This is a genomic window from Streptomyces sp. TRM68367, assembly GCF_014495685.1.
Classification (GTDB): Bacteria; Actinomycetota; Actinomycetes; order Streptomycetales; family Streptomycetaceae; genus Streptomyces.
Window position 1 is genome coordinate 1 of record NZ_JACTVI010000082.1, and the last position, 26,607, is coordinate 26,607.

Below are 26,607 nucleotides of genomic sequence, written 5' to 3' on the forward strand. Positions count from 1 at the left end.
ACCCCGCCATCCACCAGGCCAACAGCAAGATCAACGCGCCCGCCGACACGCCCCAGGCGGCATAGAGGTTGACTCAGGAAACTCACGGCATGCTCCTGTTCGTCCGCGGCCGTCATTTCGCGGCTCGGGCGGTTCCCCCGCCGCGGATCTCGTGCTTGGCCTCGTCGGTGAGGTGGCACGCGGCGATGTGCGCGGCGGAACCGGAGACCGCGCGCAGCTCGGGCCGTTCCCCCCTGCACCGCCCCTGCGGCACCCAGCCCTTGTAGGCGCAGCGTGGATGGAAGGCGCAGCCGCCCGGAAGGTTGATCAGGCTCGGCGGGGTGCCGGGGATCGGGTTCAGTCGTACGCCGACGTCCCCGGACATGTGCGGCATCGACTGCAACAGGCCCCAGGTGTAGGGGTGCTGCGGCTGCTTCAGCACGTCCTGCTTGCTGCCGTACTCGATGCGTCGGCCGCCGTACATCACCAGGATGTCGTCGGCGATGTCGGCCACCACGCCGAGGTCGTGGGTGATGATGACGACGGCTGAGCCGAACTCCTCCTGCAGATCGCGCATCAGGTCCAGGATCTGCGCCTGGACGGTGACGTCCAGCGCGGTCGTCGGCTCGTCGGCGATCAGCAGCGCGGGGTCGCAGACCAGGGACATGGCGATCATGGCGCGCTGCCGCATACCACCGGAGAACTGGTGCGGGTAGTCCCTCACCCGGAGCTGGGGCTGCGGGATGCCGACCCGCTTCAGCATCTCCACGGATCGTTCCCTGGCCTCCTGCTTGGAGACCTTGTGGTGCACCCGGTAAGCCTCGGCGATCTGGGCGCCGACGGTGAAGAAGGGGTGCAGCGCCGACAGCGGGTCCTGGAAGATCATGGAGACCGTTCTGCCGCGCAGTTCGCGCATGTCGTGCTCGGGCAGGGCGACGAGTTCCCTGCCTTCCAGCCAGATCTCGCCGGAAACCTGGGCGCGGGTGCCCTTGTGCAGGCCGAGCAGGGCCAGCGAGGTCACGGACTTGCCGGAGCCGGACTCGCCGACGATGCCCAGAGTCTGGCCCTTTTCGAGGGTGAAGGACACGCCGTCGACGGACTTGACGAGGCCGTCCTCAGTCGGGAAGTGCACCCGCAGGTCCCGTACGTCGAGAAAGGCGTTGGATGCGGGCGTGACGTCCGCGGGCTGCGGTGAGGTCTGCACGGGCACTGGCGTTTCCTTGGGACGAGGGGGGTCAGGCGAGGCGGACGCGCGGGTCGACGAGGCCGTAGACCAGGTCGACCACCACGTTGGCGAGGACGATGAACGTCGCGGCGAAGAGCGTGGTTCCGAGGATGACCGGCAGGTCGGAGTTCTGGACGGAGTCCACGGCCAGCTTGCCGATGCCGTTGATGCCGAACACCGACTCGGTGATGACCGCGGAGCCGCCGATGAGCGCGCCGACATCCATGCCGAAGATGGTGATGATCGGGGTGATCGCGGCCCGCAGCCCGTGCTTGAGGACGACCGTGCCGGCCGGTAGCCCCTTGGCCCGGGCGGTGCGCATGTAGTCCTCGCCGAAGACCTCCAGCATGGAGGAGCGCGTGAGCCGGGTGTACATGGCGAGGTAGACGATGACCAGGGTGGCCCAGGGCAGGATGAGCCCCTGGAACCAGCCGACCGGGTCCTGGGTGATCGGGGTGTAGCCGGAGGCGGGCAGGATCTGCCACTTGTCGACGAACAGGTAGAGGAACAGCAGACCAACGAAGTAGATCTGCACGGAGACGCCGACCAGCGCCAGTCCCACCGCCGCCTTGTCGGCCGCCATGCCCCTGCGGACCGCGGCCACCGTGCCGAGGCCGACACCCAGGACGAGGAAGGCCACCGCGGCGCCGAGGCCGAGGGACAGGTCCGCCGGAAAGTCGCCCAGCAAGGTGGTCAGAACGGGGGTGTCGGTCTGGAAGGAGACGCCGAGGCAGGGTGCGCCGCAGTGGATGCGCAAGCTCTGGTCGCCGTAGTCGCGGCCCACGAAGAGCCCCTTGAAGAACTCCCAGAACTGTGTCGCGATGCCCTGGTCGAGGCCCAGCGAGTGCCTGATCTCCGCCAGCCGGGAGGGCGAGCAGGTCTTGCCGCAGGCCAGGAGCGCGGGGTTGGACGGCAGCGCGAAGAAGATGAAGAAGGTGATCACCGTGATCGCCAGCAGGATCACGGCCGCTGCCAGCAGGCGTCTGATCAGATAACGAAGCATGTGGTGCTGGACCTGACGTGAGAGAGGTGCCCCCGCCGGCGGAGTGCCCCGCCGGCGGGGAGTCGGACGGGTACGTCAGTGCTTGACGTAGGCGTGCACCAAGCTGGGCTCGCCCATGATCGTGTCGTCGATGACGCCACCGACCTTGGAGCCGCCCAGATCGCTGTAGTTCATGTACATCAGCGGGACCACGGCGGCATCCTTCATGATCTGCTCGTCCAGGTCCCCGTAGGCGACGTTGCGCTGCTTGATGTCGGTCATCTTGCCGATCTTGTCGATCTGCGCGTTGACCTTCGGGTCGTTCAGGTACGACAGGTCCTGGTTGGACTGCGGCAGCTTCTTGATCTGCCCTCCGTCGAAGAGGGTGGGCAGCACGGTGGAGGCGTTCGGCCAGTCCGCGACCCAGTCGCCCCAGGTCAGGTCGTACTGGTTCTTCACGTTCTGCACGGTGTTGAAGTAGTTCGCCTCGTCGATCGGGGAGATGTTCACCGTGATGCCGATCTTCGCGAGCGCAGTCTTCACGGCGTCGGCGAAGTGCTCCTGCGTGGGGATGTTCTTCACCGCGAGCGACATGGTGAGCTTCGGGTTGCCGGCCTGCTTCATCAAGGCCTTGGCCTTGGTGAGATCACCCGCGGGGTTGCTGCTGTACAGGTTGAAATTCTTGTGGCCGTCGATGCCGGGGGCCAGCATCGTGCTCGCGTAGTCGCCGTAGGCCGCACCACCGAAGGCGCCACGGACGGTGGTCTTGTCGACGGCGTACTCGATCGCCTCGCGGACCCGGATGTCCTTGACCCGGCCCGTGTTGATCGCCATGTAGTTGATGCCGGGAGCCGGGATCTTGTAGAAACGCGACTTCAGCGACGGGTCGTTGGCGATCGTCGACAGGTCCGAGCCGGCGATCGGCGTCTGCGTGATCGAGGTCTGGGCCGTGCCGGCGTCGGACTTGATCTGCTGGTCGATGGCGGCCTGGTTCTGCCCGAACTTGGCGTCGATCTCGTCGACGTTCTGCTCGCGGATCGGGTCGGTGGACTGGCTCCAGTACTTGTTCTTGACGAGGACCAGTTCCTTGTTGTGCGCGTACGACTTCATCATGTAGGGCCCGTCGGACCAGATGTGCGTGTCGTACGAGGCAGCCGTGTCGTGGGCCTTGGGCACCGCGGACCATCCGGTCATGGCCGTCGTCTCGTTGAAGTCGGCGACCGGCTGGTTGAGATGGAAGACGAGGGTGTACTTGTCCGGCGTCTGAATCGAGCTCAGTTGCTGACCCTTGAAGGGACCCTTGTACGAGGAGCCGCCGACCAGCCACTGACTGGCGTACGGCGGGCCGCCGTTGATGTCGGGCGAGAAGGCCCGCTCGACGCCGTACTTGACGTCCTGCGCGGTGACCTCTGTGCCGTCCTGCCATTTGACCCCGTGGCGCAGGTGGAAGGTCCACACCGTGGCGCCCTTGCTGGGCGTTCCCGTGTTGGTGGCCAGGTCGCCGACCAGCTTCGGCTGCGAGCCATTCTCGTCCCAGCCGGTGAGGGTGCGGACGAGCTCGTAGTCCATGCTCGACCCCTCGGTCGTGTACGTCCGTTGAGGGTCGAGGTGGTTGTAGTCCGAGTCGTCGAGGATCGTCAGCGTGCCGCCCTTCGTCGGGCTGCCACTGCTGGTGTTGCTGGAGGAACCTCCGCATGCGGTGGCCCCCAGGGCGACAGCCACGGCGGACGCCGTGAGGGCGAGCGAGCGCGTTCTGCGCGTCATTGAGGAAACTCCGTTCTTGTTGCGGGCTCGGCGGTCGTTCGTGGGACCGCCGGGTCGGCACTCGTGGGGTTGCGTATCAGCCGCGGCGGGCGCGGGGGTCGAGGACGTCCCGTACGCCGTCCCCGAGGAGGTTGAGCGCCAGGACGAGCACGAGGAGCAGGACTCCGGGAATGAACAGGTACATCGGGTCCTGCAGGAAGTACTGGGAGGCGTCCGACAGCAGGGATCCCCAGTCCGGGGCGGGAGGAATGACGCCCACGCCCAGGTACGACAGTGCCGCCTCGGTGGTGATGTTCTGCGGGACGGCGAGCGCGAAGGAGATCAGGATCGGCGCCCACAGGTTCGGCAGCAGCTGACGGAAGAGGATGTGCCGCCGGCCGGCACTCATGAGGCGGGCGGCGTCGACGAACTCCCGTTCACGCAGGGACAGGACCTGTCCGCGGACCAGGCGGGCGGTGTAGGCCCAGGCGAAGGCCGCGATGTTGAGGACCAGGACCAGCAGCCGGAGGTTCTCGTCCGTACCGCCGTGGCTGTTGGTCTGCAGCGCGTTCTGGATCACCGGGGTGAGCGCGATGATGAACAGCAGCTGCGGGAACGCCAGCATCACGTCCATGATCCGCGACAGCAGGGAGTCGACCCAGCCGCCGAAGTACCCGGCCGCGAGTCCGCCGACGACGCCGGCCACGGTGGACAGCACGGCCGACGCAAAACCGACGAAGAGCGAGGTGCGCAGGCCGTAGACGATCCGGGCGAACAGGTCGTAGCCCGTCCCCGGTTCGACGCCCAGCAGATGGGTGAGGCTGATGCCGCCCAGCGATCCGTAGGGGAAGTTGCCCGTGTCCGGGTCGATCGCCTTGTTGTCCGGCGTGGTCGGCCCCCAGCCGGTCACTGCGGTGAGCACCGGGGCCACCAGCGCGATCACGATGAACAGGACGGTGACCACCAGGGCGGTCATGGTGACCTTGTCCCGCCTGATGCGTGTCCATGCCATGCGGGCCGGTGAGCGGCCGGCGACGGCGGTGCCGTCGGACCGCGGGTCCTGCGGCGACGCGGTGGCCAGCAGCGTCGTACCGCCGCCGGATTCCACCGGCTGGTGTTGCGTGGTCATCGTGCGGACATTCCGAATCTGCCCTTTGCTTAAAGAAATGGGTGGCGTCCGTTGCAGGCGCCGTGAGGCTCTGCGGACTTTCGCAAGTCCGTGCGAGCCCGGTCAAGGCGAGCCAGGCACAGAAGAGGGATTGTTTGCGCTCGTGGAAAAATGTTGACGAGAACGGGGCGAGTGATTAGGCACCGCGTGCATGACCAAGGGCCGTTCCTTGGGCATCGCTTGGCCCGGACCTGCACCGCCCGACCTCCGCAAACGCCGGGACGGCGACCACTCCTCCAGGTCTTCCCCCGAATTCCCCCGCGGCAGGTAAAAAGAATCCCCGCGCACAAAAAACAGCGCATCACCGCCGGTTAATCACCGGATATCAGCCCACCGGAATACCGGCCTCCAGGTACAGCGCCGCCCCGCGTTCCCGCGCCCGCAGGGCCCACCGCAGCCGCTCGTAGCGCACGGGGGGCAGCAGCTCCGCCGCCTCCTCCTCGGTGACGAAACGCCAGCCGCGCAGCTCCGGGCCGGGCAGCAGCAGCCGTCCGGCCTCCGCCGAGTCGAGCCGCCCGCCGTCGAAGAGCAGCCGCAGGCCGCCGAAGCCGGGCCGAGCGGGCGGTTCCCAGTCGACGACGAGCAGGCTCGGTACGTCGTCCAGGCGGATGCCGGTCTCCTCGGCGACCTCGCGCATGCCGGCGCGGGCGGGCGCCTCGCCCGGTTCGACGACGCCGCCGGGGAACTCCCAGCCGGCCTTGTAGGTGGGGTCGACGAGCAGCACCCGGTCCCGCTCGTCGAAGAGGAGGACGCCGGCGGCGAGGGTCTCGGCCGTGGGCTCGGGGGTCTGCACGATGTCGCAGACCGGCACGGTGCCGTCGCCCACGGCCTCGGCGATGCGGGCGGCTGCTTCGTACGGGCTCAGGGCGCCGGTGTCGATGGGGTGGGCGTCGGCGGTGAGCCAGGAGGCGAGGGCGTGCTTGTACGGCTCGATGTGGTCGTAGCTCCACTGCCGTATGCGTATCTCGCCGTCGGGCAGGTCCGGCGGGACCTCGCGGTCGGCTATGCGTGCGCGCAGTATCGTTTCGGCCGGAGCGAGAAGGACGTGCCGGACGGCTATCCGGCGCGCGGCGAGGCCGCCGAAGATCTCGTCGCGGTACTCCTGGCGCAGCAGGGTCATGGGGACCACGAGGGTCCCGCCGAGTTCGGCGAGCATCGCGGCCGCCGTGTCGATCACGAGACGCCGCCAGATCGGCAGATCCTGGTAGTCGCCGACTTCGGCGAGGTGTTTGGGTGGCAGCAGGTACCGGAGCGCTCCGCCGATGACCTCGGGGTCGAAGAGCGTGCTGTTCGGGATCAGTTCGATCAGTTCTTGTGCGGTGGTGGTCTTTCCCGCACCGAACGCGCCGTTGATCCAGACGACGGTCACAGGTCCCCCTCTTCTGTTGGCCCCCTGTGGCTTGCCCGCTCCACCCTGCCACGGAAACCAGCGCCAGTTGAGGGCGCACGGCAATGGCACCGGTGCCCCTGGCGACAGGGGTGCCGGCGCCGCGTGACCGGGCCTTGTGGGCCCGTCAGCCCTTCCTCCCGGAGCTCTCGTCGTCCATGGCCAGGCTGTCGCCGGCGATCGTCCGGTCCACAGCGCTGAGGGTCTTGTCCACGTCGAGATCACCGAGAGCGGTCCCCCCGCCGCCCGCGGCATGGGACGGCGTGACCGCCGCGACAACGAATCCGGTGGCCAGGGAGGCGATGGCGAGCATGCTGCGCTTCTTCATGCCGGGTTCAACTGCCGGACGGCTCGGGGGTCACGCGCGTTCGCCTGGTGACAGGGCACTTCACGGCAAGACGCAGCGCGACGAAACGGGCCAGACGGACCGCGGCGGACGGGCCAGACGGACCCCGGCACGACAGCCCACGACAAGCCGCACCTCCACACGACGCACCACGGCGACACGCACCACGCCGAGACACCCCACGACCACACGCACGACGACGAGACACTCCGCGACCACATGCAGCGCGGCGAGACCCACCCTGGGCGTGGCGCACATCGGCGAGTGCACCGCCCAGCACGCACCCCGGCGACGCACACCAACCGGAGACGCACCTCGGCAGGCATACCCCGCCCCGACACACACCACGGCAGCCACACCCCGCAATGCGCACCACGGCCCGCCGCACCCCGGCAACGTCAGCGCAGCCGAACCCCACTCACCGCCAGATGAACGTTCCTGCAGGCCGCGGCGCCGTCGGCGTCATACCCCGGCTGCCTCCACGCCCGCCCGCCGGGCGAGTGCCGCCGCGGCTGCCCCCACCAGGCCGGCATCCGTGCCCATCTGGGCCGGCGTCACCGTCAGGCGCTGGACGAAGGACAGCGTGGCGTAGTCGGTCAGGGCCTTGCGCAGGGGCGTGAAGAGCACGTCGCCCGCCTTGCCCACTCCCCCGCCGACGACCACGATGTCGATCTCGACCAGCGTCGCGGTGGCCGCGATGCCGGCGGCCAGCGCCCGGGCCGCCCGCTCGAAGGAGGCCACGGCGACCGGGTCGCCGGCCCGGGCGGCTGCGGCCACCGCGGCGGCGGAGGTGTCGCCGTCGGGGCCGGGACGCCAGCCGTTCTTCACGGCGCGCCGGGCGATGTTGGGGCCGCTCGCGATGCGCTCCACGCAGCCACGGGAGCCGCACGGGCACGCGTCGCCGTCGAGGTCCACGCTGATGTGTCCGATGTGGCCGGCGTTGCCGGTGGGGCCGGGGTACAACCGGCCGTTCAGGACCAGGCCGCCGCCGACACCCGTCGAGACGACCATGCACAGCGCGTTGTCGTGGCCCCGGGCGGCGCCCTGCCAGTGCTCGGCCGCCGTGATCGCCACACCGTCGCCGATCAGCTCGACGGGCAGGTCACCGGCCGTGGCCCGGACCCGCGCCACGAGCGGGTAGTCGCGCCAGCCGGGCACGTTCACCGGGCTCACCGTGCCCGCGGAGGCGTCCACGGGCCCGGCACTGCCGATACCGACGGCCGTGACATGCGCCCACAGCGGCGACGCGGTCAGCTCGCCGAGCACCTCCTCCACGGCCCGCATCACGGTGTCGCCGTCCTCCTGGGCGGGCGTCGGCCACTGGGCGCGGGCCAGGATCCGGCCGTGGCCGTCCACCAGGGCGCCGGCGATCTTGGTGCCGCCGATGTCGAGCGCGGCCACGAGGTCGGTGTGCATCAGAGTCGGATCTCCCCGTCAGCCTTGAAGAAAAATCAAGCGGAAAACCATGCGGAAAGGCAGGCCCGTCACGCGGCGGAGCGCGGGCCGGAGATTGCGCTGGACAGTGTCTCCCGCATCTGACAACGTTGTCCAGGGCCTATGCTCGACGCCATATCCTCATACAACTCATGGACCCGCGCATCCCCGCACACACCAATCCCGTGGACGACAGGACAGGACACCGCACCGTGCCCGACGCGCCCCGCCGACCCGACGGCCACGCAGAGCGTGTCGCCGACCGCCTCTCCGGAAATCGCTACGGCAACCGTCCCACGATGAAGGACGTGGCGGCCCGCGCCGGGGTAGGCCTGAAGACGGTCTCGCGAGTCGTGAACGGCGAACCCGGCGTCACCCCGGAGACGGAGCGCCGCGTCCAGGAGGCCATCGACGCCCTGGGCTTCCGCCGCAACGACAGCGCGCGGGTGCTGCGCAAGGGCCGTACCGCGAGCATCGGCCTGGTCCTGGAGGACCTCGCGGACCCGTTCTACGGCCCGCTCAGCCGCGCCGTCGAGGACGTGGCCCGCGCCCACGGCTCCCTGCTGATCAACGGCTCCAGCGCGGAGGACCCGGACCGCGAGCAGGAACTGGTGCTGGCGCTGTGCGCGCGCCGGGTGGACGGCCTGGTGGTGATCCCGGCAGGGGACGACCACCGGTATCTGGAGCCGGAGGTGAAGGCGGGCGTGGCCACGGTGTTCGTGGACCGGCCGGCCGGGAACATCGAGGCGGACGTCGTCCTGTCGGACAACTACGGCGGTGCCCGCGACGGAGTGGCTCACCTCATCGCGCACGGGCACCGCCGGATCGGCTTCATCGGCGATATGCCCCGCATCCACACCAGCGCCGAGCGGCTGCGCGGCTACCGGGCCGCCATGGAGGACGCGGGGATACCGGTGAAGGACTCCTGGATGTCCCTGGGCGTCACCGACCCCGAGCGGGTGCGCCGGGCGGCCGAGGAGATGCTCTCCGGCCCGCATCCGGTCACCGCGGTCTTCGCGGGCAACAACCGGGTGACGGTCACCGTGATCCGGGTGCTCGCCGAGCAGACCCGCCGGGTCGCCATGGTCGGCTTCGACGACATCGAGCTGGCCGACCTGCTGCAACCCGGTGTCACGGTCGTCGCCCAGGACGCGGCGGCCCTCGGCCGTACCGCGGCCGAGCGCCTGTTCCGCCAGCTGGACGGCACGCTCCTCACCCCTGAACGCATCGAGCTGCCGAACCGGCTGATCACCCGCGGCTCGGGCGAGCTGCCCCCGGCAGACTGAGCGGCCATGGACGATCGCACACTCCACGCACTCGGGCTCGGCGAGGCGCCGCGCGAGCACCCACTGCTGTATCCGGGGGCGTGGCCCACGGACTCCGGGCTGCTGGACGGGGACCGGCTGCTGCCCCTCGAAACCCTGGTGCACACGGACCGCGCGCCGGTGCTCACCGTCGGCTCCAACGCCTGTCCGGGCCAGCTGCGCCACAAGATGACCGTGGCGGGGATCGCGTCCCCGATCCCGATGGTGAAGACCCGGGTCACCGGCGTCGGGGTCGGCGTCTCCGCGCACGTCAGCCGCATGGGATACGTGTCGGCGTCGCCGTACGACGCGCCGGACGCCGTGCGGGAGCTGTTCGTCATCTGGCTCGACGCCCTGCAACTGGCCGTGATCGACGCGAGCGAGGGCGCGCCGGTGCCGACCGGCAACTACGACCGCGTCTGGCTGCCCGCGCCGGGCGTCCGGATCGAACTGGCCGACGGCACGCTGCTGCCCGGCGCGTTCGCGTACGTCAACCGCCACGGGGTCCTGCGCAACGGCTCCCCCGCGCCCCGCTCCCATCCGGGACAGCGGGCGCTGCTCACCGAACTCCTCGTGCACTCGAGGCGGTTGCGGAAGCTGTTCGGTGTCACGCCCGAGGAGTTCTGCGCGCGGGCCCGCGCCGACCGGCGGCTGTGCGAGCGGGGCACGCGGCTGCTGGCCGAGGAGAAGCTGGTGACGACGTCCGGTCTGGAGCGGTACGTGCGGTCTCAGCAGACGGGGAGTCCGGGGACCGGCTCGTCGTTGTTGCCGCCCTCCAAGTAGACGTCGCTGATGTAGACGTTGGTGTTGCCGCTGTCGTCGTCGGTCTTGGCCCACCAGACGTTGGTCCACTCGCCGTAGGTCTCGCGGCGGCCCAGGTTCTGCTGGCAGTAGAAGTAGTTGGTGCCCGCGTTGAGTACGCCCACCTCGGTGCCGTCGGCGGTGTAGGACTTGGCGGTGCGCCACACCTGGCAGTTGAACTTGCCGCCGCCGATCGCGGTGCAGGACGGGGCCGGGTCGCTCCCCCCGCCGCCGCCCGTCGTACCGCCACCGCCGGTGGTGCCGCCGCCCCCGGTCGTGCCGCCACCCCCGCCGGAGCCGCTGCCGCCCGATGTACCGCCGCCGGGCGCGGGCTTGGGCGGGGATGACGCAGTGGCCTCGCCGGTGGGCTTCGGCTCTTCCTTCTGGCTCGGCTTGTCGGCCGGGGCCTCGGTCTTCTTGCCGCCCTTGTCGGTGGGTCCGGGTTCGGTCGAGACGTCGGCGCGCGAGCGGTCGTCCTCGGCCGAGACGTCCGCCGCCCGCGTCCGGGACGCCGCGGGGCGCGCGCCGGTCTCCGAGTCGCCCCGGTTGGTCAGCACGGCGACCGTGGCACCGGCCGCGGCGAGGACGACGGCGACGGCCACGGCGGCGAGCACGGCACGGCCCTTGCGGCGCGGTGTCGTACGGGAGTTCATGGGGCCCGTGTCAGCGGAGGCACCGGGCGCCGCGCCGCCGCTGCCCGCCCCGAAGCCCTGCTGACCGGGTGTGTTCTGCCCCGCCGCCCCGAAGCCCGAAGCACCCGCCCCGTCCCCCATCGACGGCACGGGCTGCGGCGGGCCGAATCCGGGCGGCGGTCCCGCCGGGACGCTGCGTTGCGTGTCCGGGCGTGCGGGTGGGGCCGCGGGGCCGTGCAGGCTGGTGGTCGGGCGGTCCGTGGCGTTGGCGTCCGTGACCGACTGGAGGAGTGCGCGGGCCTGGTCGGCCTCGGGGCGGGACTCGGGCCGCTTGTCCATCAGCTGCCGCAGGACAGGCGAGCGGACCGGCCCGGTGGGGCTCGGGCAGCGGCTCGGTCACGATCGCGGTGAGCGTGGAGAACGTGGACGTACGGCGGAAGGGCGAGGCGCCCTCGACGGCCGCGTACAGCGTGGCGCCCAGGGCCCAGACGTCGGAGGCGGGGCCCGGGTCGGCGCCCTGGGCGCGCTCGGGGGCGAGGTAGTCCAGGGAGCCGACGAGTTCGCCGCTGCGGGTGAGGTGGGTGGCCGAGCCGTCGCCCGGGTCCTCCATGGTCGCGATGCCGAAGTCGGTGAGGACGACGCGGCCGGAGCGGTCGAGCAGGATGTTGCCGGGCTTCACGTCGCGGTGCAGGACGCCGACGGCGTGCGCGGCGGCCAGCGCGTCCATGACCTTGGCACCGATCCCGGCGGCCTCGCGCGGGTCGAGCGTGCCGCGCTCGCGCAGCACGTCGTCCAGGGACGGGCCGTCGATCAGCTCCATGACGATCAGCGGGCGGCCGTCGATCTCCGTGATGTCGTGCACGGCGATGACGCCGGGATGGCGCACCCGGGCCGCGGCACGCGCCTCGCGCTGCATCCGCAGCCGCAGATCGTCCAGTTCGGGGCCGGCGACGTCGTTGTACGTGCGCAGTTCCTTGACCGCCACCTCGCGGCCGAGGACCTCGTCGACGGCCCGCCGGACCACGCCCATGCCACCGCGCCCGAGCTGGGCCGCAACCCGATAGCGCCCTGCCAGCAGCCGGCCGGTCCCGTCCGGCTGTCCGTACTCCCCCGATGACACCGCTGCCCCGTTCTGTGACACCTGCGACACGTCCTGCGTGCCGTACAGACTACGGGGCGGCGGTGACAGTGCCAGCCGGAAGTGACGGCTGTGACAGGGCCGCTACGTGGGCGACGGCCCCCATGAGTCCGCGGGCCCCGTCAGTGCGCGGAGGCCGTCAGGTCGCCGCGCCGGGGTGCCGCGAAGCCTTCCAGGTCGGCGCGGGTCAGGCCGCTCAGCCGGGCGACCTCGCCGATGTCGAGGGCGCCGCAGTCCAAGCCACGCAGCAGGTAGCCGCTGAGGGCCTTGGCGGTGGCGGGCTCGTCCATGACGTCGCCGCCGGTCCGGTTGGCGTAGCGGGCGAGGCGGGCGGCGGCCTGTTCGAAGCCCTCGCGGTAGAAGGCGAAGACGGCGGCGTAGCGGGTGGGGATGTGGCCGGGGTGCATGTCCCAGCCCTGGTAGTAGGCGCGGGCCAGGGCGCGGCGGGTGAGGCCGTAGTGCAGGCGCCAGGCGGCGTGCACCTTCTCGGTCGGGCCGACCGGCAGGACGTTGGTGGAGCCGTCCGAGACACGGACGCCGGTGCCCGCGGCGGCGACCTGCATGACCGACTTGGCGTGGTCGGCGGCCGGGTGGTCGCTGGCCTGATGGGCGGCGGAGACGCCGAGGCAGGCGCTGTAGTCGAAGGTGCCGTAGTGCAGTCCGGTCGCCCGGCCCTCGGCGGCCTGGATCATGCGGGCGACGGTGGCGGTGCCGTCGGCGGCGAGGATGGACTGGCTGGTCTCGATCTGGATCTCGAAGCCGATCCGGCCGGGTTGGAGACCGCGCGCCTTCTCGAACGCCTCCAGGAGCCGCACCATGGCGGTGACCTGCTCCGGGTACGTGACCTTGGGCAGCGTGAGCACCAGCCCGTCGGGCAGTCCGCCGGCCGCCATCAGGCCGGTGAGGAAGATGTCGAGGGTGCGGATGCCCCGGTCCCGGACGGCCGCCTCCATGCACTTCATGCGGATGCCCATGTACGGGGCCGCCGTACCGTCGGTGTACGCCTGGGCGATCACCCGGGCCGCGCGGGCGGCGGCCTCGTCCTCCTCGGCGTCGGGGCGGTTGCCGTAGCCGTCCTCGAAGTCGACGCGCAGGTCCTCGATCGGCTCGCGCTCCAGTTTGGCCCGCACGCGCGCGTGGACGGGTCCGGCGAGTTCCTCCGGCAGCCCGAGGACAGCGGCGAAGGAGGCGGCGTCCGGGGCGTGTTCGTCGAGGAGGGCGAGGGCCTTCTCGCCCCAGGAGCGGATGGTGCCGGCGGCGAAGGCGTCGCCGGGGACGTACACGGTGTGGACGGGCTGGCGGGTCCCGGCGTCGCCGGGGTAGCGGCGCGCCAGCTCGGCGTCGACCGGCGCGAGGGAGGCGCTGATCTCCTCGCTGACGGCGCCCGCGAGGCTCGTCGCCGCCTGCTCCTGCTGGCCCTGGCCCATCCCACACCCTCCAATTTTCCGCTCCACGGAATCAACAATCCGTAGAGCGAAGTTATCCGGGGACCTTCCGATGGTCAACACCGTGTCCACCCGGGGCCACTCCGCCATCTCGCCATGTTCACGCCCATCCCATACCGCGGTATCACACTTCCATACGCCCGCCCCGCACGACTCGTCCGGCCGTTCCCACCGAAGGAGACCGAAGTGCCGAACCACCGCCGGGTCACCCGCCGCCTGGGCCTGAAGGCCGCGTTAGCCGCAGCGGTCACCGCCCCCCTGTCCAGTACAGCACTGTCCGCCCCGCCCGCCGCGGCCGAGGAGAGCGGCGGCCGGCCCCTGCGGGTCATGTCCTTCAACCTGCGCTTCGCGAGCACCACGGAACCCAACAGCTGGACCGTCCGCAGACCCGTGATGCGCGCGCTGCTGCACCGCGAGGCCCCGCACCTCATCGGCACCCAGGAGGGCCTCTTCCCGCAGCTGCTGGACATCGACGCCGACCTCGGAGCGCGCTATGACTGGGTCGGCACCGGCCGCCTGCACGGCAGCCGCGACGAGTCCATGGCGGTCTTCTACGACCGGAACCGGCTGGCTCCGGTCGAGTACGACCACTTCTGGCTCTCCGACACCCCATACACGATCGGCTCCAACACCTGGGGTGCGGCCTTCCCGCGCATGGTCACGCAGGTCCGCTTCCGCGATCTGCGCGCCGTCGGACGGGAGTTCCACGTCCTCAACACCCACTTCGACCACCGCAGCCAGTACGCCCGCGAGCGCAGCGCAGCGCTCATGGCCGAGCGGATCGGCGGCCTTGAGGGCTCCCTGCCAGTGGTGGTGACCGGGGACTTCAATGTCGCCGCGCAGGGCAGCGCGGCGGTGTACGACACCCTGCTGGACGCCGGTCTCGTCGACACATGGGACGCGGCGGCCGAGCGGAGCCCGCTGTTCGGGACGTTCCACGGCTACCTGCCGCTGACGCCGGACGGCGACCGCATCGACTGGATCCTGGCCTCACCGGGGGCCACGGTGCACCGGGCGTCGATCAACACCTTCATGGTGAACGGGCAGTTCCCGAGCGACCACCTGCCCGTGCAGGCCTCGCTGACCCTGGAGTGAACCGAGCCCGTGACAGGCCGAGGCCCCAGCGACCGTGCTCGGTCGCGAGGGCCTCGTGGCTGTCCGGTCGGGTCAGCCCTTGCGGGTCTTGATCTCCTCGGTGAGGGCCGGGACGACGTCGAAGAGGTCGCCGACGATGCCGTAGTCGACGAGGTCGAAGATCGGGGCCTCGGCGTCCTTGTTGATGGCCACGATCGTCTTCGAGGTCTGCATACCGGCGCGGTGCTGGATCGCGCCGGAGATGCCGGAGGCGATGTACAGCTGCGGCGAGACCGACTTGCCGGTCTGGCCGACCTGGTTGGTGTGCGGGTACCAGCCCGCGTCGACGGCGGCACGCGAGGCACCGACGGCCGCGCCGAGGGAGTCGGCGAGGGCCTCGATGATCGCAAAGTTCTCCGAGCCGCCCACGCCACGGCCGCCGGAGACCACGATCGCGGCCTCGGTCAGCTCCGGACGCCCGGTCGACTCACGCGGCGTACGGCCGGTGACCTTCGTGCCGGTGGCCTTCTCGGAGAAGGACACCGACAGGGCCTCGACCGCGCCGGCGGCCGGAGCGGCCTCGACGGCGGCGCTGTTGGGCTTGACCGTGATGACCGGGGTGCCCTTGGTGACACGGGACTTGGTGGTGAAGGCGGCGGCGAACACCGACTGCGTGGCCACGGGGCCCTCGTCGCCGGCCTCCAGGTCGACAGCGTCGGTGATGATGCCGGAGCCGATGCGCAGCGCCAGCCGGGCGGCGATCTCCTTGCCTTCCGCGGAGGAAGGCACCAGCACGGCAGCCGGGGAGACCTGCTGGTAGGCGGCCTGCAGGGCGTCGACCTTCGGGACGACCAGGTAGTCGGCGTACTCGGACGCCTCATGGGTGAGAACCCTCACCGCGCCGTGCTCGGCGAGCGTGGCGGCGGTGTCGGCGGCGCCGTTGCCGAGCGCGACGGCGACCGGCTCGCCGACGCGGCGGGCCAGGGTCAGCAGCTCCAGGGTGGGCTTGCGGACGGCACCGTCCACGTGGTCGACGTAGACGAGAACTTCAGCCATGGGACTTCTTCTCTCCTGCTTGCGAAAGATGAGGGGCGGTCAGCGAAGTCGAGCTCAGATGAACTTCTGGCTCGCGAGGAACTCAGCGAGTTGCTTGCCGCCCTCGCCCTCGTCCTTGACGATCGTGCCCGCGGTACGGGCCGGACGCTCGGCCGCCGTGTCGACGGTGGTGTAGGCGCCCTCCAGGCCGACCTCCTCGGCCTCCAGGTCCAGGTCCGACAGGTCCCACGACTGAACCGGCTTCTTCTTGGCCGCCATGATCCCCTTGAAGGAGGGGTAGCGGGCCTCGCCCGACTGGTCGGTGACCGAGACGACGGCCGGCAGGGAGGCCTCCAGCTGCTCGCTCGCGGCGTCGCCGTCGCGGCGGCCCTTGACGACATCGTCCTCGACGGAGACCTCGGAGAGCAGCGTCACCTGCGGCACGCCCAGGCGCTCGGCCAGCAGCGCCGGTACGACACCCATGGTGCCGTCGGTGGAGGCCATGCCGGAGATCACCAGGTCGTAGCCGGCCTTCTCGATCGCCTTGGCCAGGACCAGGGAGGTGCCCATGGCGTCGGTGCCGTGGATGTCGTCGTCCTCGACGTGGATCGCCTTGTCGGCGCCCATCGACAGCGCCTTGCGCAGCGCGTCCTTGGCGTCTTCGGGGCCGACGGTGAGGACGGTGATCTCCACGTCGTCGTCGGAGTTCTCGGAGATCTGCAGCGCCTGCTCGACGGCGTACTCGTCGAGTTCGGAGAGCAGACCGTCCACGTCGTCCCGGTCGACGGTCAGGTCATCGGCGAAGTGCCGGTCGCCAGTGGCGTCGGGCACGTACTTCACAGTGACAACGATCCTCAAGCTCACGCCGGCTCTCCTACTGCATCGTCTTTTCTGGCTGCCTGCTTGCTGCCTGCTTGCAGGCAGCATAGGCGCCTCAAGCGGCCGATCCCGGTCGGGGCGATCCGCGCTCCGACCGAAATATTACTCGTCAGTACACTCAGTTCGTGCCCGCTAAGCAAGCGCTTTGAACTGTGACCTGTGCAACGCAGCGTAATCGGAACCGAACGATTCCGCAGAAGCGCGGAGCAGTGATCAATCCCGCAGACCGGTGAAGCGCCCCTGGTGGTAAAGGAGCGGCCGGCCGATACCCCCGGGGTCGCCGAGGAGGACCTCGGCCAGCACGACCCGGTGATCCCCGGCGGGCACGCGCGCGACGACCCGGCACACCAGCCAGGCCATGACGTCGTCGAGTACAGGGACCCCCTCGGGTCCTTCGCGCCAGGCGGTGGGCGGGCCGAAGCGGTCGGCGCCGCTGCGGGCGAAGGTGGCGGCCAGCTCCTGCTGATGCTCGCCGAGGAGGTGCACGCCGACGTGGCCGGTCGCGGATATCGCGGGCCAGCTGGAGGCGCCGGTGCCGATACCGAAGGAGAGCATCGGGGGCTCGGCGGAGACGGAGGTGAGCGAGGTGGCGGTGAAGCCGACGGGGCCGGCGTCCCCACGGGCGGTGATCACGGCGACTCCGGCCGCGTGCCGCCGGAAGACGGAGCGCAGCAGATCGGGGGTGGCGATCCGGGGAGTGCCGAGGTCGGGAGTGGCCGTCATGGAGTGGTCCTGAGTCCGGGCCCGGGGAGAGGGTGGTCCGAAGGCATGGGGTCAGGCTGACGATAGGTGGTGCACGCAGTCAAGTACGTACCGGAATGTGGGAGATGACTCACCGTCGACGTAACGGCCGTCACACCGCCTCCCCCAGCGCGGCGATGACGTCGGCCTTGCGGGGCTGGCCGGTGGCGCGCCGTACGACCTGTCCGTCGGCGTCGAGAATCAGCACCGTGGGGGTCTTGAGGATGTCGAGCCGGCGGACGAGGTCGAGGTGGGCCTCGGCGTCGATCTCGACGTGGGTCACACCCGGGACCATGCCGGCGACCTCGCCGAGGACCCGCCGGGTGGCCCGGCAGGGCGCGCAGAACGCGCTGGAGAACTGCACGAGGGTGGCGCGTACGCCGAGTTCCGCGCCCAGTTCGGCCGCCTCCAGCCGCCTGCCGTCGTCCCGCCCGCGCACTCGCACTCTCCCACTCCGCCGCCGTTGCAGTACTCCATAGGCGCTCGCCGCAGCGAGCACCACCACACACACCACCAGTCCGCTCATCACCCTGGTCAAGCGCTCACGAGACCGCAAAGATTCCCGCCTCCCCGAACCGGTTCCGCTGCGGAATGCTTGATTCATGGACATTGATGTGAGGGGGCCGCGCTTCGGGGCGGCCGTGACGACCGCCGTCCTGGCGGTCGTGCTGGTCACCGGGAGCGCGTGGCTGCTGGCCTGGCAGACGCTGGCGTTCGCGCTGGGCGCGGCGGGCGGGGTGGGCCGTTCGCCGTACGGCTGGCTGTTCCGTAAGGCCGTACGGCTGCGGATCGGCCCGCCGGCCGAGTTCGAGGCGCCCGAACCGCCGCGGTTCGCGCAGGCGGTGGGGCTGGTGTTCGCGGGTCTCGGTCTCGTCGGCTACGCGCTGGGGCCCGGCTGGCTGGGAGTCGCCGCGACGGCGGCAGCGCTCGCGGCCGCGTCCCTCAATGCCGCGTTCGGGTACTGCCTGGGCTGCGAGATGTACCTGCTCGTACGGCGTCTCAGAGCAATGCACTGGTAAAACCCCGAGGTGGATCACATGGCGGACGTGACGAGAATCTCGCCGCGCGGGGGCACGAGGACTGGCTACCCGGCCGTTCTTCGGGCACGATCTGCGACAAGCCGTAAACCTACGGCCGCGTAACTTCCGCCGGGAGTCCCTTCCCAGGCAGAGCAGGAAGGGTCCGATCCGCCCATGGCAGAACTCGTCTACCGTCCGGTCGTCGGTCTCGCCCGCACACTGTTCAAGGTGTGGGACCTCAGGATCGACTGCCGGGGTTCGGAGAACATCCCGCGCTCGGGCGGCGCCGTGCTGGTGAGCAATCACATCAGCTATCTGGACTTCGTCTTCAACGGCCTAGCGGCGCTGCCGCAGAATCGTCTCGTGCGGTTCATGGCGAAGGAGTCCGTGTTCCGGCACCGGATCTCCGGTCCGCTGATGCGCGGCATGAAGCACATCCCGGTGGACCGCAACCAGGGCGAGGTGGCGTACGCGCACGCCCTGGACTCGCTGAAGTCCGGCGAGATCATCGGGGTGTTCCCGGAGGCGACGATCTCGCAGTCGTTCACGCTGAAGAGCTTCAAGTCGGGTGCCGCGCGCATGGCGCAGGAGGCGGGCGTCCCGCTGATCCCGATGGCGGTGTGGGGGACGCAGCGACTGTGGACCAAGGGCCACCCGCGCAACTTCAAGCGCAGCCACACGCCGATCACGATCCGGGTCGGCGAGGCGCTCGAGGCCTCGCGCGACAAGTACGCGGGAGCGATCACCCGGCAGCTGCGCGAGCGGGTCCAGGAGTTGCTGGAGGCCGCCCAGCGTGCCTACCCGGTGCGCCCCAAGGGTCCGGACGACACGTGGTGGATGCCTGCCCACCTCGGCGGCACGGCCCCGACGCCGGAGCAGGTCCGGGCAGCCGAGTCGCACTGACGCGCGGCCCCGGCCGTACGGGGCACGTCCGTTCCTACGCGGCGTTGACGGCCATCCCTTATCGCATGGGACGTTGACGGCGATCCGTTACTGCACGGGGTCGTTGACGGCGATCCGTGCGCCCGGGCTGAACTTCTCCAGCAGCTCGGCCAGTTCGGCGGCCGCGGCCGCGACCTCGGCGGCCGTCATCGGCGCCATGCCCTCCAGCAGGAAGATGCCCGAGGTGGTCTCCTCGGCGAGCCGGGTGCGAGGTCCCTGGCGCCAGTTCCAGCGTCGGCAGGTCACGCCCGCCTCGTCACGCCACACCACCTCGCCTGCGTCGGGGTGTTCCACGATCTCCTCACCGCCGGCGACGGTCACGAAGTCCTCCTCGCCCGTGGCGCGCACCAGGCGCATACCGCCCTGGATGCGGTCGATGTCCTCGCCGCCGACGGGGATCAGGTGGGCGACGCTGATGGCGTTGTAGAGGTCGACGAGCAGGTTGATCCGGGGCAGCCCGGCCTCCGACAGGGCCCGCTTGGCCAGCGCCTCCGCCGAGTTGCGGGTGCGGGACGGCTTCGACCCGAACGCCGTGTACGCCGCGCGCCAGGCCGCCATGTGCGGGTCCTCGTGTGCAGCGCGCCCGTCCAGGCGTACGGCGAGCCGTCGGACCGCGTCGTCGAGGAGCGCCGAACTGGCGTCGGTGCTGGGCCCGTTGACCAGGCCGTGCGCTTCGACGACGACGTGGGTGAAGCCGGGCGCGAGGGCGCGTACCTCGTCGGACACAGTCAGCGTGAGTGTCATGGTCGGCCTTGCCTCAGAGTGCGGTGGGGAGCGTCTGCCACAGGTGCGGCCGGTCGCGGGCGGCCTTGAGGGCGCCGAGGACGGCCGGATGCGGTTGAGCATACAGGACTGGATAGTCCAGTTCATTGGACTTTGGGTCGGGTACGAAAGCCAAGCGTTCGCCGTCCAGGGAGAACCGGGCGTCCACTCCCGGCTTGTTGCCGCGCGGATCCTGCCGGTGCCAGGCGCCGTTGAACCGCACGGCGACCAGGCCGTGCACCACGTCGAACCCCTGGTAGCAGAGCGCGGTGGGGATGTCCTCGGCCCGCAGCAGGGCGGCCAGGGCATGGGCCTTGGCGTAGCAGATGCCGGTGCCCTGCTCCAGGACGTCGGAGGCGCGCCAGGTGACGCGCAGGTCGCCGGAGTCCTGCGAGTGCGGGATGGTGTCGCGCACGAACTCGAAGGCCGCCCGCGCATACTCATACGAGTCCGCCACCCCCTCGGCGAGCCGGGCGGCCGTCTCACGGACGAGCGGATGATGGTGGTCGATCACCTCGTCGGCGGCCAGGTAGGCGGAGAGGTCGGGGGTCTCCTGGATCAGCTGCATGTCGCCAGAGCATAGGCACGCAGCCGATCATGAGTCAATTGATTTTCAATCAACCGTATATATATGCAGACTCGGGGTCCCGTCTGGAAGAACGGCTGAAGATCGCCGCAACCAGACACCCCGCTACAACCCCTGTTCCCCGCCGTGGGTCTCGTCTCCGGAAGATCATCAACAGGGGGATGGACATGAGAAATCGCCTGCTCGGAGCCGTCGAACCGGAACACCGCCGACCTGAGGCTCGTCGGCAGCAAGGTGCGCGGGGGCGCCGGGGACACCGTGACCGCCCGGGTCACCGTGCACAACCGCGGCCCGGCGTGGGTGGCGTCCCTGGGCGCGGGCGCGCCCGTGGCCACGGTGCGGTTCCAGGCGCCGCAGGGCACCACGGTGGTCGGCCTGCCGGAGGACGACTGCTGGCGGCAGGCGCCGGCCCCGGAGGGTCCCTCCGTCACGACGTACTACTGCCGGACGCCGAACACGCCGCTCGACAAGGCGTCCCACGCCCTCGACGTCCGGCTGCGGATCGACCGTGTGGTACCCGGGGCTCGCACCACCGTGGCCACCCTCAACGACAACTGGGAGCTGCCGATCAGCAAGTTCGACCCGAACCTGCGCAACAACACCGCGGCGATCGTCGTCAACGGCTGACGACGCCGGGGAGGGGATGGCCTACCGCGCCATCTCCTCCTTGAGCGCGGCCACGAACGCGTCCACATCCTCCTCGGTCGTGTCCCAGGCACACATCCAGCGGACGTCGCCCGCGGCCTCGTCCCAGAAGTAGAAACGGAACCGCTGCTGCAGGCGCTCGCCCACGTCGTGCGGGAGGCGGGCGAAGACCGCGTTGGCCTGCACCGGGTAAAGGATCTCCACGCCGTGCACGGCGCGCACGCCCTCCGCGAGACGCTGGGCCATGTCGTTGGCGTGGCGGGCGTTGCGCAGCCACAGGTCCCTGGCGAGCAGGGCCTCCAACTGCACCGACACGAACCGCATCTTGGAGGCGAGCTGCATGGACAGCTTGCGCAGATGCTTCAGGTGACTGACGGTGTCCTGGTCGAGCACGACGACCGCCTCGCCGAACAGGGCGCCGTTCTTCGTGCCGCCCAGGGAGAGGATGTCGACGCCGACCGCGTTGGTGAACGTGCGCATCGGGACGTTCAGAGAGGCGGCGGCGTTCGCCAGCCGGGAGCCGTCGAGGTGCACCTTCATGCCGCGGGCATGGGCGTGCTCGCAGATCGCGCGGATCTCGTCCGGCATGTAGACGGTGCCCAGTTCGGTGGCCTGGGCGATCGAGACGACCTGCGGCATCGCGCGGTGCTCGTCGTCCCAGCCGTACGCCTGCCGGTCGATCAGCTCGGGGGTGAGCTTGCCGTCGGGCGTGGGCACGGTGAGCAGCTTCAGGCCGCCGACCCGCTCCGGCGCCCCGCACTCGTCGACGTGGACGTGCGCGCTCTCGGCGCAGATCACCGCGCCCCAGCGGTCGGTGACGGCCTGGAGCGCGACGACGTTGGCGCCGGTGCCGTTGAAGACCGGGAAGGCCTCGGCGGTGGCGCCGAAGTGGCTGCGGACGATCCGCTGGAGGTGCTCGGTGTACGCGTCCTCGCCATAGGCGACCTGGTGCCCTCCGTTGGCCAGGGCCAGGGCGGCGAGCACCTCCGGGTGCGCGCCGGCGTAGTTGTCGCTGGCAAAACCGCGGACGTCCGGGTCGTGATGGCGCCGGGCCTGCGAGAAGGAGGCCTTCGGGGGGTTCACGGCTTCTCGGTCAGCCACAGACGATGTCCGTTCACTTCGGCGGCGGGCTTCTCCCAGACTCCGGCAATGGCCTCGGCCAGGTCCTTGACGTCCGTGAAGCCCGCGAACTTCGCGTTGGGCCGCTCGGCGCGCATCGCCTCGTGCACCAACGCCTTGACCACCAGGATCGCAGCCGCGGAGGTCGGCCCCTGGGCGCCCCCCGCCTTCTTGAAGAAGTCGGCCATGGCCAGCGTCCACGCCTCGGCGGCGGCCTTGGCGGCGGCGTAGGCGGCGTTGCCCGCGGTGGGCTTGCTCGCGCCCGCGGCACTGATCAGGACGTACCGGCCGCGGTCGCTGCGCTGGAGCGCCTCGTGGAAGGCGAGGGACGTGTGCTGGACAGTGCGGACGAGCAGCATCTCCAGCAGGTCCCAGTCGTCGAGCCTGGTCCTGGTGAAGGTCTCGCTGCCGCGCCAGCCGCCGACCAGGTGGACGAGGCCGTCGACGTGGCCGAACTCCTTCTCGATGCGGGCGGCCCACGCATGGGATGCGTTCAGGTCGAGCAGGTCGACCGTGTCGCCGGTGACGGTCGCGCCGCCGTGCGCGTAGCTGGCCGCGTCGACGGCCTCCGCCAGCCGCTCCGGGTCGTTGTCGGAGCCGATGACGGTCGCCCCCGCCTCGGCGAGCCGGAGCAGCGCCGCCCGTCCGGCCGGTCCGCCCGCACCGGCCACCGCGATCACCGCGCCGCTCAGTGCTCCGTTGCCGTTCCCCATCTCCGCCTCCTGAGCCCGCCGAGCGATCGTTGCCTCCATTGTGCTCTCCCGCAGCGGAGCGGCGCGTCCGCTCATGCGGCGGCCCGCTCGGCACTGTCCGCCCTGATGCCCTTGGTGGCGGCGATCACCTTCTTCAGCTTCTTGGACAGCGCCTCGTAGAACATGCTCAGCGGGAACTCGTCGGGAAGCACGTCATCGACGAGCTTGCGCGGCGGCTGGGTGAGGTCCAGTGCGTCGGGGCCCTTGGCCCACTTGGAGCCGGGGTGCGGGGCGAGGTAGGTGGAGACCAGCTCGTATCCGGCGAACCAGTGGACGAGCTTGGGGCGGTCGATGCCGTCGCGGTACAGCTGCTCGATCTCGGCGCACAGCTGGTTGGTGACCTGCGGGGCGCGCTCCCAGTCGATGAACAGCTTGTTGTCGGTCCAGCGGACCACGTCGTGCTTGTGCAGGTATGCGAAGAGCAACTGCCCGCCGAGGCCGTCGTAGTTGCGTACGCGCTCGCCGGTGACCGGGAAGCGGAACATGCGGTCGAACAGCACCGCGACCTGCACGTCCAGGGCCTGCGAGACGCCCTCCTTCGCCAGTTCCACGGCCTCCCTGAAGGCGGTGAGGTCGCAGCGCAGCTCCTCCAGGCCGTACATCCAGAACGGCTGGCGCTGCTTGATCATGAACGGGTCGAAGGGCAGGTCGCCGTGGCTGTGGGTGCGGTCGTGGACCATGTCCCACAGCACGAACGCCTCCTCGCAGCGCTTCTGGTCGTCGACCAGCGCGGCGACGTCCTCGGGCAACTCCAGGCCGAGGATGCCGACGGCGGCAGCGGTGACGCGGCGGAAGCGGGCGGCCTCGCGGTCGCAGAAGATGCCGCCCCAGCTGAACCGCTCGGGGGCCGCGCGCACGGCGATTGTCTCCGGGAAGAGGACGGCGGAGTTGGTGTCGTAGCCGGACGTGAAGTCCTCGAACGTGATGCCGCAGAACAGCGGGTTGTCGTAGCGGCTGCGCTCCAGCTCGGCCAGCCAGTCCGGCCAGACCATGCGCAGCACGACCGCTTCGAGGTTGCGGTCGGGGTTGCCGTTCTGGGTGTACATCGGGAAGACGACCAGGTGCTGCAGGCCGTCCCGGCGGTTCGCCGCGGGCTGGAAGGCGAGCAGCGAGTCGAGGAAGTCGGGCACCTGGAAGCCGCCGTCGGCCCAGCGACGCAGATCCCGCACGAGGGCTTCGTGGTAGGCGCGGTCGTGCGAGAGCAGCGCGGACAGCTCCTGTACGGCGTCGACGACCCGGCGTACGGCGCGTTCCGCGTCCGCGAGGCCGGGAGCACCCTCGGCGTCGAAGTCGATCGACCCGTCCTTGGACTGCCATGGCCGGATCTGCTCCACGGCATCCTTGAGCACGGGCCATGCCGGGTGGTCCACCACCCTGCCCTCCGGAGGAACCTTCCCCTCCGCAGCCGCCTGCACAAGAATTTCCGTCATGTCTCATCCTCCACCGGATAACCTCGCGTAGAGACACCGTATGCACACGAGGTTTCCCTCAGCAAGGGGAGCCTCGGGAAATCGTCCTGCGCACCCCGACCTACACCGCACTTTTTCCTGCCGGACAGGGTTCGGGGTGACCTGCGCGACGGGTGGGAACTACACCGGTGGGTCAATTCGCGGCAGGACTCGCCCACGGCCGGGTGACCTGCCGGGGGTGACAGTCCAGGTCCGCCCCAGTGTGCCGGACCGATTCGCCCAGGACGCACGGGTTCACCTCGGGCCATGGCCGTTAGGCTGCGACTCTGCCCGCCGTCGACGGAAGCGAGCCGAACCTTGAACTTCCTCACCATCGGTCACCGCGGAGTCATGGGCGTCGAGCCCGAGAACACCCTCCGCTCCTTCGCCGCCGCGGAGGAGGCCGGCCTCGACGTCATCGAACTGGATCTGCACCTGAGCAAGGACGGCGCCCTCGTCGTCATGCACGACCCCGACGTGGACCGCACGACCGACGGAAGCGGCCCGATCGCCGAGCAGACCCTGGACGAGCTGCGCGCGCTGGACGCCGGCCGCGGGGAGCGGATCCCGGTGTTCGAGGAGGTCCTGGACGCGGTGGCGTCGCCGTTGCAGGCCGAGATCAAGGACGTGGCGGCGGCGCGGGCGCTGGCCGAGGTGATGCACCGGCGGAATCTGGCCGACCGGGTGGAGGTGTCCTCGTTCCACGAGGAGGCGATCGCGGAGATCGCCCACCTGGTGCCGGGGGTGCGCACGGCGCTCATCGGCAGCCGCTACGGCGGCGACATCGTGGACCGCGCCGTGGAGGCCGGTGCCGGGACGCTCTGCCTGAACATCCGCCGGATCACCCTGGAGGTCGTGGAGAACGCGCGCAAGGCGGACCTGAGGATCATCGGCTGGGTCGTGAACACCCAGGACCACCTGCGGCTCGTACGTGCCCTGGAGCTGGACGGCGCGACCACCGACTACCCCGAGATCAAGCGCACCGGCCGCTTCACCGCGTGAGCCTCACGCCAGCGGCTTGACCAGCAACTCGAACTGCAGGTCGGGGCGCTGCGGGAGGCCGAAGCGCTCGTCGCCGTACGGGAAGGGGGTCATGCGTCCCGTACGGCGGTAGCCGCGGCGCTCGTACCAGGCGATCAGGTCCTCGCGGACCGAGATCACGGTCATGTGCATCTCCGTGACGCCCCAGTGGGCGCGGGCCTGCCGTTCCGCCTCCGCGAGGACGACCTTGCCGAGGCCGCCGCCCTGGGCCCCGGGGCTGACCGCGAACATCCCGAAGTAGGCGTGGTCGCCGCGGTGCTCGAGCTGGCAGCAGGCGATGATCCTGCCCTGCCGCTCGGCCGTCAGCAGCCGGCTGCCGGGCGCCTTGACGACCTCCAGCACGCCTTCGGGGTCGGTCCGCTGCCCCTGCAGGATGTCCGCCTCGGTCGTCCACCCCGCCCGGCTCGACTCTCCCCGGTACGCCGACTCGATCAGCGCGACCAGCTCGTCCACATCGACGTCGGTGGCGTCACGGAAGGTCAGTCCGGTGGCGGCGGTTTCCATGGAACTCTCTCTCGTTTCCTGGCGCGGCTCGGGCAGGGGTGAGACTAACCCGGCCACGAGGCCTGTCCTATGCTCCGGGTGCATGGTGCACGTACTCAGCAGCCGGATTCTGCTCCACCCCACCGACCCCGAGCGGTCCCGTGTCTTCTACGGCGAGCAGCTGGGCCTCGCCGTCTACCGCGAGTTCGGCACGGGGCCGCAGCGCGGAACCGTCTACTTCCTCGGCGGCGGCTTCCTGGAGGTGTCGGGCCGGTTGGAGACACCTCCCTCCTCCGCCGTACGGCTCTGGCTCCAGGTCGAGGACGTGGAGGCGGCGCACGAGGAGCTGCGCGGCAAGGGCGTCGAGATCGTGCGGCCGCCGGTGCAGGAGCCGTGGGGGCTGGTCGAGATGTGGATCGCGGATCCGGACGGGACGCGGATCGTGCTGGTGGAGGCGCCGGCGGATCATCCGCTGCGGTATCGGCCGGGGATCTGAG

At 70.4% G+C, this 26,607-nt stretch carries 26 protein-coding genes and 1 pseudogene; 8 read left to right on the forward strand and 19 right to left on the reverse strand.

Annotated elements, in window-relative coordinates:
- Positions 1 to 112: 112 nt before the first annotated feature.
- The 7 genes from H8R17_RS34495 to H8R17_RS34525 all read right to left on the reverse strand — a co-directional run bounded on the left by H8R17_RS34495 (position 113) and on the right by H8R17_RS34525 (position 8,246).
- Complete coding sequence (locus H8R17_RS34495; protein ID WP_187827163.1) at positions 113 to 1,189, reverse strand: ABC transporter ATP-binding protein; 1,077 nt, start codon at positions 1,187 to 1,189, stop codon at positions 113 to 115.
- Positions 1,190 to 1,214: 25 nt separating this feature from the next.
- Positions 1,215 to 2,207 (reverse strand): ABC transporter permease, encoded by a 993-nt coding sequence (locus H8R17_RS34500; protein WP_187827164.1) that lies wholly within the window; start codon positions 2,205 to 2,207, stop codon positions 1,215 to 1,217.
- A gap of 75 nt (positions 2,208 to 2,282) precedes the next feature.
- Positions 2,283 to 3,950 (reverse strand): ABC transporter substrate-binding protein, encoded by a 1,668-nt coding sequence (locus H8R17_RS34505; RefSeq protein WP_187827165.1) that lies wholly within the window; start codon positions 3,948 to 3,950, stop codon positions 2,283 to 2,285.
- Positions 3,951 to 4,026: 76 nt separating this feature from the next.
- Positions 4,027 to 5,058 carry an ABC transporter permease gene (locus tag H8R17_RS34510; protein WP_187827166.1) on the reverse strand — a complete coding sequence of 344 codons (1,032 nt, stop codon included), beginning with the start codon at positions 5,056 to 5,058 and terminating at the stop codon, positions 4,027 to 4,029.
- Between the two features lie 364 nt (positions 5,059 to 5,422).
- Complete coding sequence (locus H8R17_RS34515) at positions 5,423 to 6,466, reverse strand: NUDIX domain-containing protein (RefSeq protein WP_187827167.1); 1,044 nt, start codon at positions 6,464 to 6,466, stop codon at positions 5,423 to 5,425.
- A gap of 145 nt (positions 6,467 to 6,611) precedes the next feature.
- On the reverse strand, positions 6,612 to 6,812 hold the full coding sequence (locus H8R17_RS34520) for a hypothetical protein (RefSeq protein ID WP_187827168.1): 201 nt from the start codon (positions 6,810 to 6,812) through the stop codon (positions 6,612 to 6,614).
- Between the two features lie 480 nt (positions 6,813 to 7,292).
- Complete coding sequence (locus tag H8R17_RS34525; protein ID WP_187827169.1) at positions 7,293 to 8,246, reverse strand: ROK family protein; 954 nt, start codon at positions 8,244 to 8,246, stop codon at positions 7,293 to 7,295.
- 170 nt (positions 8,247 to 8,416) lie between these two features.
- On the opposite strand from H8R17_RS34525, the gene H8R17_RS34530 reads away from it, so the two are divergent.
- Both H8R17_RS34530 and H8R17_RS34535 read left to right on the forward strand, forming a co-directional pair.
- Positions 8,417 to 9,550, forward strand: coding sequence for a LacI family DNA-binding transcriptional regulator (locus H8R17_RS34530; protein WP_187827170.1), 1,134 nt, complete (start codon positions 8,417 to 8,419; stop codon positions 9,548 to 9,550).
- A 6-nt stretch (positions 9,551 to 9,556) separates the two neighbouring features.
- A complete protein-coding gene (locus H8R17_RS34535) occupies positions 9,557 to 10,351 on the forward strand; it encodes a hypothetical protein (protein ID WP_187827171.1) in 795 nt (264 codons plus the stop codon).
- On the opposite strand, the pseudogene H8R17_RS34540 reads toward H8R17_RS34535, so the two are convergent.
- Both H8R17_RS34540 and H8R17_RS34545 read right to left on the reverse strand, forming a co-directional pair.
- Positions 10,297 to 12,121 (reverse strand): annotated as a pseudogene (locus tag H8R17_RS34540) (serine/threonine-protein kinase). The gene H8R17_RS34535 and the pseudogene H8R17_RS34540 sit on opposite strands and share 55 nt — an antisense overlap.
- Before the next feature lie 140 nt (positions 12,122 to 12,261).
- On the reverse strand, positions 12,262 to 13,566 hold the full coding sequence (locus H8R17_RS34545; protein WP_187827172.1) for a DUF6986 family protein: 1,305 nt from the start codon (positions 13,564 to 13,566) through the stop codon (positions 12,262 to 12,264).
- A gap of 204 nt (positions 13,567 to 13,770) precedes the next feature.
- Here H8R17_RS34545 and H8R17_RS34550 point away from each other — a divergent pair, with 204 nt between their 5' ends.
- On the forward strand, positions 13,771 to 14,679 hold the full coding sequence (locus tag H8R17_RS34550; RefSeq protein WP_187827173.1) for an endonuclease/exonuclease/phosphatase family protein: 909 nt from the start codon (positions 13,771 to 13,773) through the stop codon (positions 14,677 to 14,679).
- A gap of 72 nt (positions 14,680 to 14,751) precedes the next feature.
- Here the strand turns inward: H8R17_RS34550 and H8R17_RS34555 are convergent, their stop codons facing one another.
- The 4 genes from H8R17_RS34555 to H8R17_RS34570 form a co-directional block, all read right to left on the reverse strand.
- Positions 14,752 to 15,714 (reverse strand): electron transfer flavoprotein subunit alpha/FixB family protein, encoded by a 963-nt coding sequence (locus H8R17_RS34555; protein WP_187827174.1) that lies wholly within the window; start codon positions 15,712 to 15,714, stop codon positions 14,752 to 14,754.
- Between the two features lie 54 nt (positions 15,715 to 15,768).
- A complete protein-coding gene (locus H8R17_RS34560; protein ID WP_187827175.1) occupies positions 15,769 to 16,557 on the reverse strand; it encodes an electron transfer flavoprotein subunit beta/FixA family protein in 789 nt (262 codons plus the stop codon).
- 228 nt (positions 16,558 to 16,785) lie between these two features.
- Entirely contained in the window at positions 16,786 to 17,295 is a 510-nt protein-coding gene (locus H8R17_RS34565) for a flavin reductase family protein (RefSeq protein ID WP_187827176.1), read from the reverse strand.
- A gap of 130 nt (positions 17,296 to 17,425) precedes the next feature.
- Entirely contained in the window at positions 17,426 to 17,839 is a 414-nt protein-coding gene (locus H8R17_RS34570) for a thioredoxin family protein (RefSeq protein ID WP_187827195.1), read from the reverse strand.
- Between the two features lie 76 nt (positions 17,840 to 17,915).
- Here H8R17_RS34570 and H8R17_RS34575 point away from each other — a divergent pair, with 76 nt between their 5' ends.
- Both H8R17_RS34575 and H8R17_RS34580 read left to right on the forward strand, forming a co-directional pair.
- Positions 17,916 to 18,332: a DUF4395 domain-containing protein gene (locus H8R17_RS34575; RefSeq protein ID WP_187827177.1), complete on the forward strand. Its 417-nt coding sequence runs from the start codon at positions 17,916 to 17,918 to the stop codon at positions 18,330 to 18,332.
- 174 nt (positions 18,333 to 18,506) lie between these two features.
- Positions 18,507 to 19,235: a 1-acyl-sn-glycerol-3-phosphate acyltransferase gene (locus H8R17_RS34580; protein WP_187827178.1), complete on the forward strand. Its 729-nt coding sequence runs from the start codon at positions 18,507 to 18,509 to the stop codon at positions 19,233 to 19,235.
- 87 nt (positions 19,236 to 19,322) lie between these two features.
- Here the strand turns inward: H8R17_RS34580 and H8R17_RS34585 are convergent, their stop codons facing one another.
- Positions 19,323 to 20,018, reverse strand: a complete 696-nt coding sequence (locus tag H8R17_RS34585; RefSeq protein WP_187827179.1) for a B3/4 domain-containing protein — start codon at positions 20,016 to 20,018, stop codon at positions 19,323 to 19,325.
- A 13-nt stretch (positions 20,019 to 20,031) separates the two neighbouring features.
- A complete protein-coding gene (locus H8R17_RS34590) occupies positions 20,032 to 20,604 on the reverse strand; it encodes a transglutaminase family protein (RefSeq protein ID WP_187827180.1) in 573 nt (190 codons plus the stop codon).
- Between the two features lie 276 nt (positions 20,605 to 20,880).
- Between H8R17_RS34590 and H8R17_RS34595 the strand changes: the two genes are divergently transcribed.
- Positions 20,881 to 21,249: a hypothetical protein gene (locus H8R17_RS34595; protein WP_262505714.1), complete on the forward strand. Its 369-nt coding sequence runs from the start codon at positions 20,881 to 20,883 to the stop codon at positions 21,247 to 21,249.
- A gap of 21 nt (positions 21,250 to 21,270) precedes the next feature.
- Here H8R17_RS34595 and H8R17_RS34600 read toward each other — a convergent pair whose 3' ends face one another.
- From H8R17_RS34600 to H8R17_RS34610, 3 genes are all read right to left on the reverse strand, one after another.
- Positions 21,271 to 22,350, reverse strand: a complete 1,080-nt coding sequence (locus H8R17_RS34600; protein ID WP_187827181.1) for a low specificity L-threonine aldolase — start codon at positions 22,348 to 22,350, stop codon at positions 21,271 to 21,273.
- Entirely contained in the window at positions 22,347 to 23,099 is a 753-nt protein-coding gene (locus tag H8R17_RS34605) for an SDR family NAD(P)-dependent oxidoreductase (RefSeq protein WP_187827182.1), read from the reverse strand. The genes H8R17_RS34600 and H8R17_RS34605 overlap by 4 nt, the downstream gene beginning before the upstream one ends.
- 71 nt (positions 23,100 to 23,170) lie before the next feature.
- Positions 23,171 to 24,568, reverse strand: coding sequence for a DUF6421 family protein (locus tag H8R17_RS34610; protein WP_187827183.1), 1,398 nt, complete (start codon positions 24,566 to 24,568; stop codon positions 23,171 to 23,173).
- Between the two features lie 336 nt (positions 24,569 to 24,904).
- Between H8R17_RS34610 and H8R17_RS34615 the strand changes: the two genes are divergently transcribed.
- The gene (locus H8R17_RS34615; protein WP_187827184.1) at positions 24,905 to 25,588 is read left to right on the forward strand and encodes a glycerophosphodiester phosphodiesterase family protein; all 684 of its coding nucleotides are present in this window, start codon (positions 24,905 to 24,907) and stop codon (positions 25,586 to 25,588) included.
- A 3-nt stretch (positions 25,589 to 25,591) separates the two neighbouring features.
- Here H8R17_RS34615 and H8R17_RS34620 read toward each other — a convergent pair whose 3' ends face one another.
- Positions 25,592 to 26,131, reverse strand: coding sequence for a GNAT family N-acetyltransferase (locus tag H8R17_RS34620; RefSeq protein ID WP_187827185.1), 540 nt, complete (start codon positions 26,129 to 26,131; stop codon positions 25,592 to 25,594).
- Between the two features lie 82 nt (positions 26,132 to 26,213).
- Between H8R17_RS34620 and H8R17_RS34625 the strand changes: the two genes are divergently transcribed.
- Positions 26,214 to 26,606: a VOC family protein gene (locus H8R17_RS34625; protein ID WP_187827186.1), complete on the forward strand. Its 393-nt coding sequence runs from the start codon at positions 26,214 to 26,216 to the stop codon at positions 26,604 to 26,606.
- The last annotated feature ends 1 nt before the right edge of the window (position 26,607 follow it).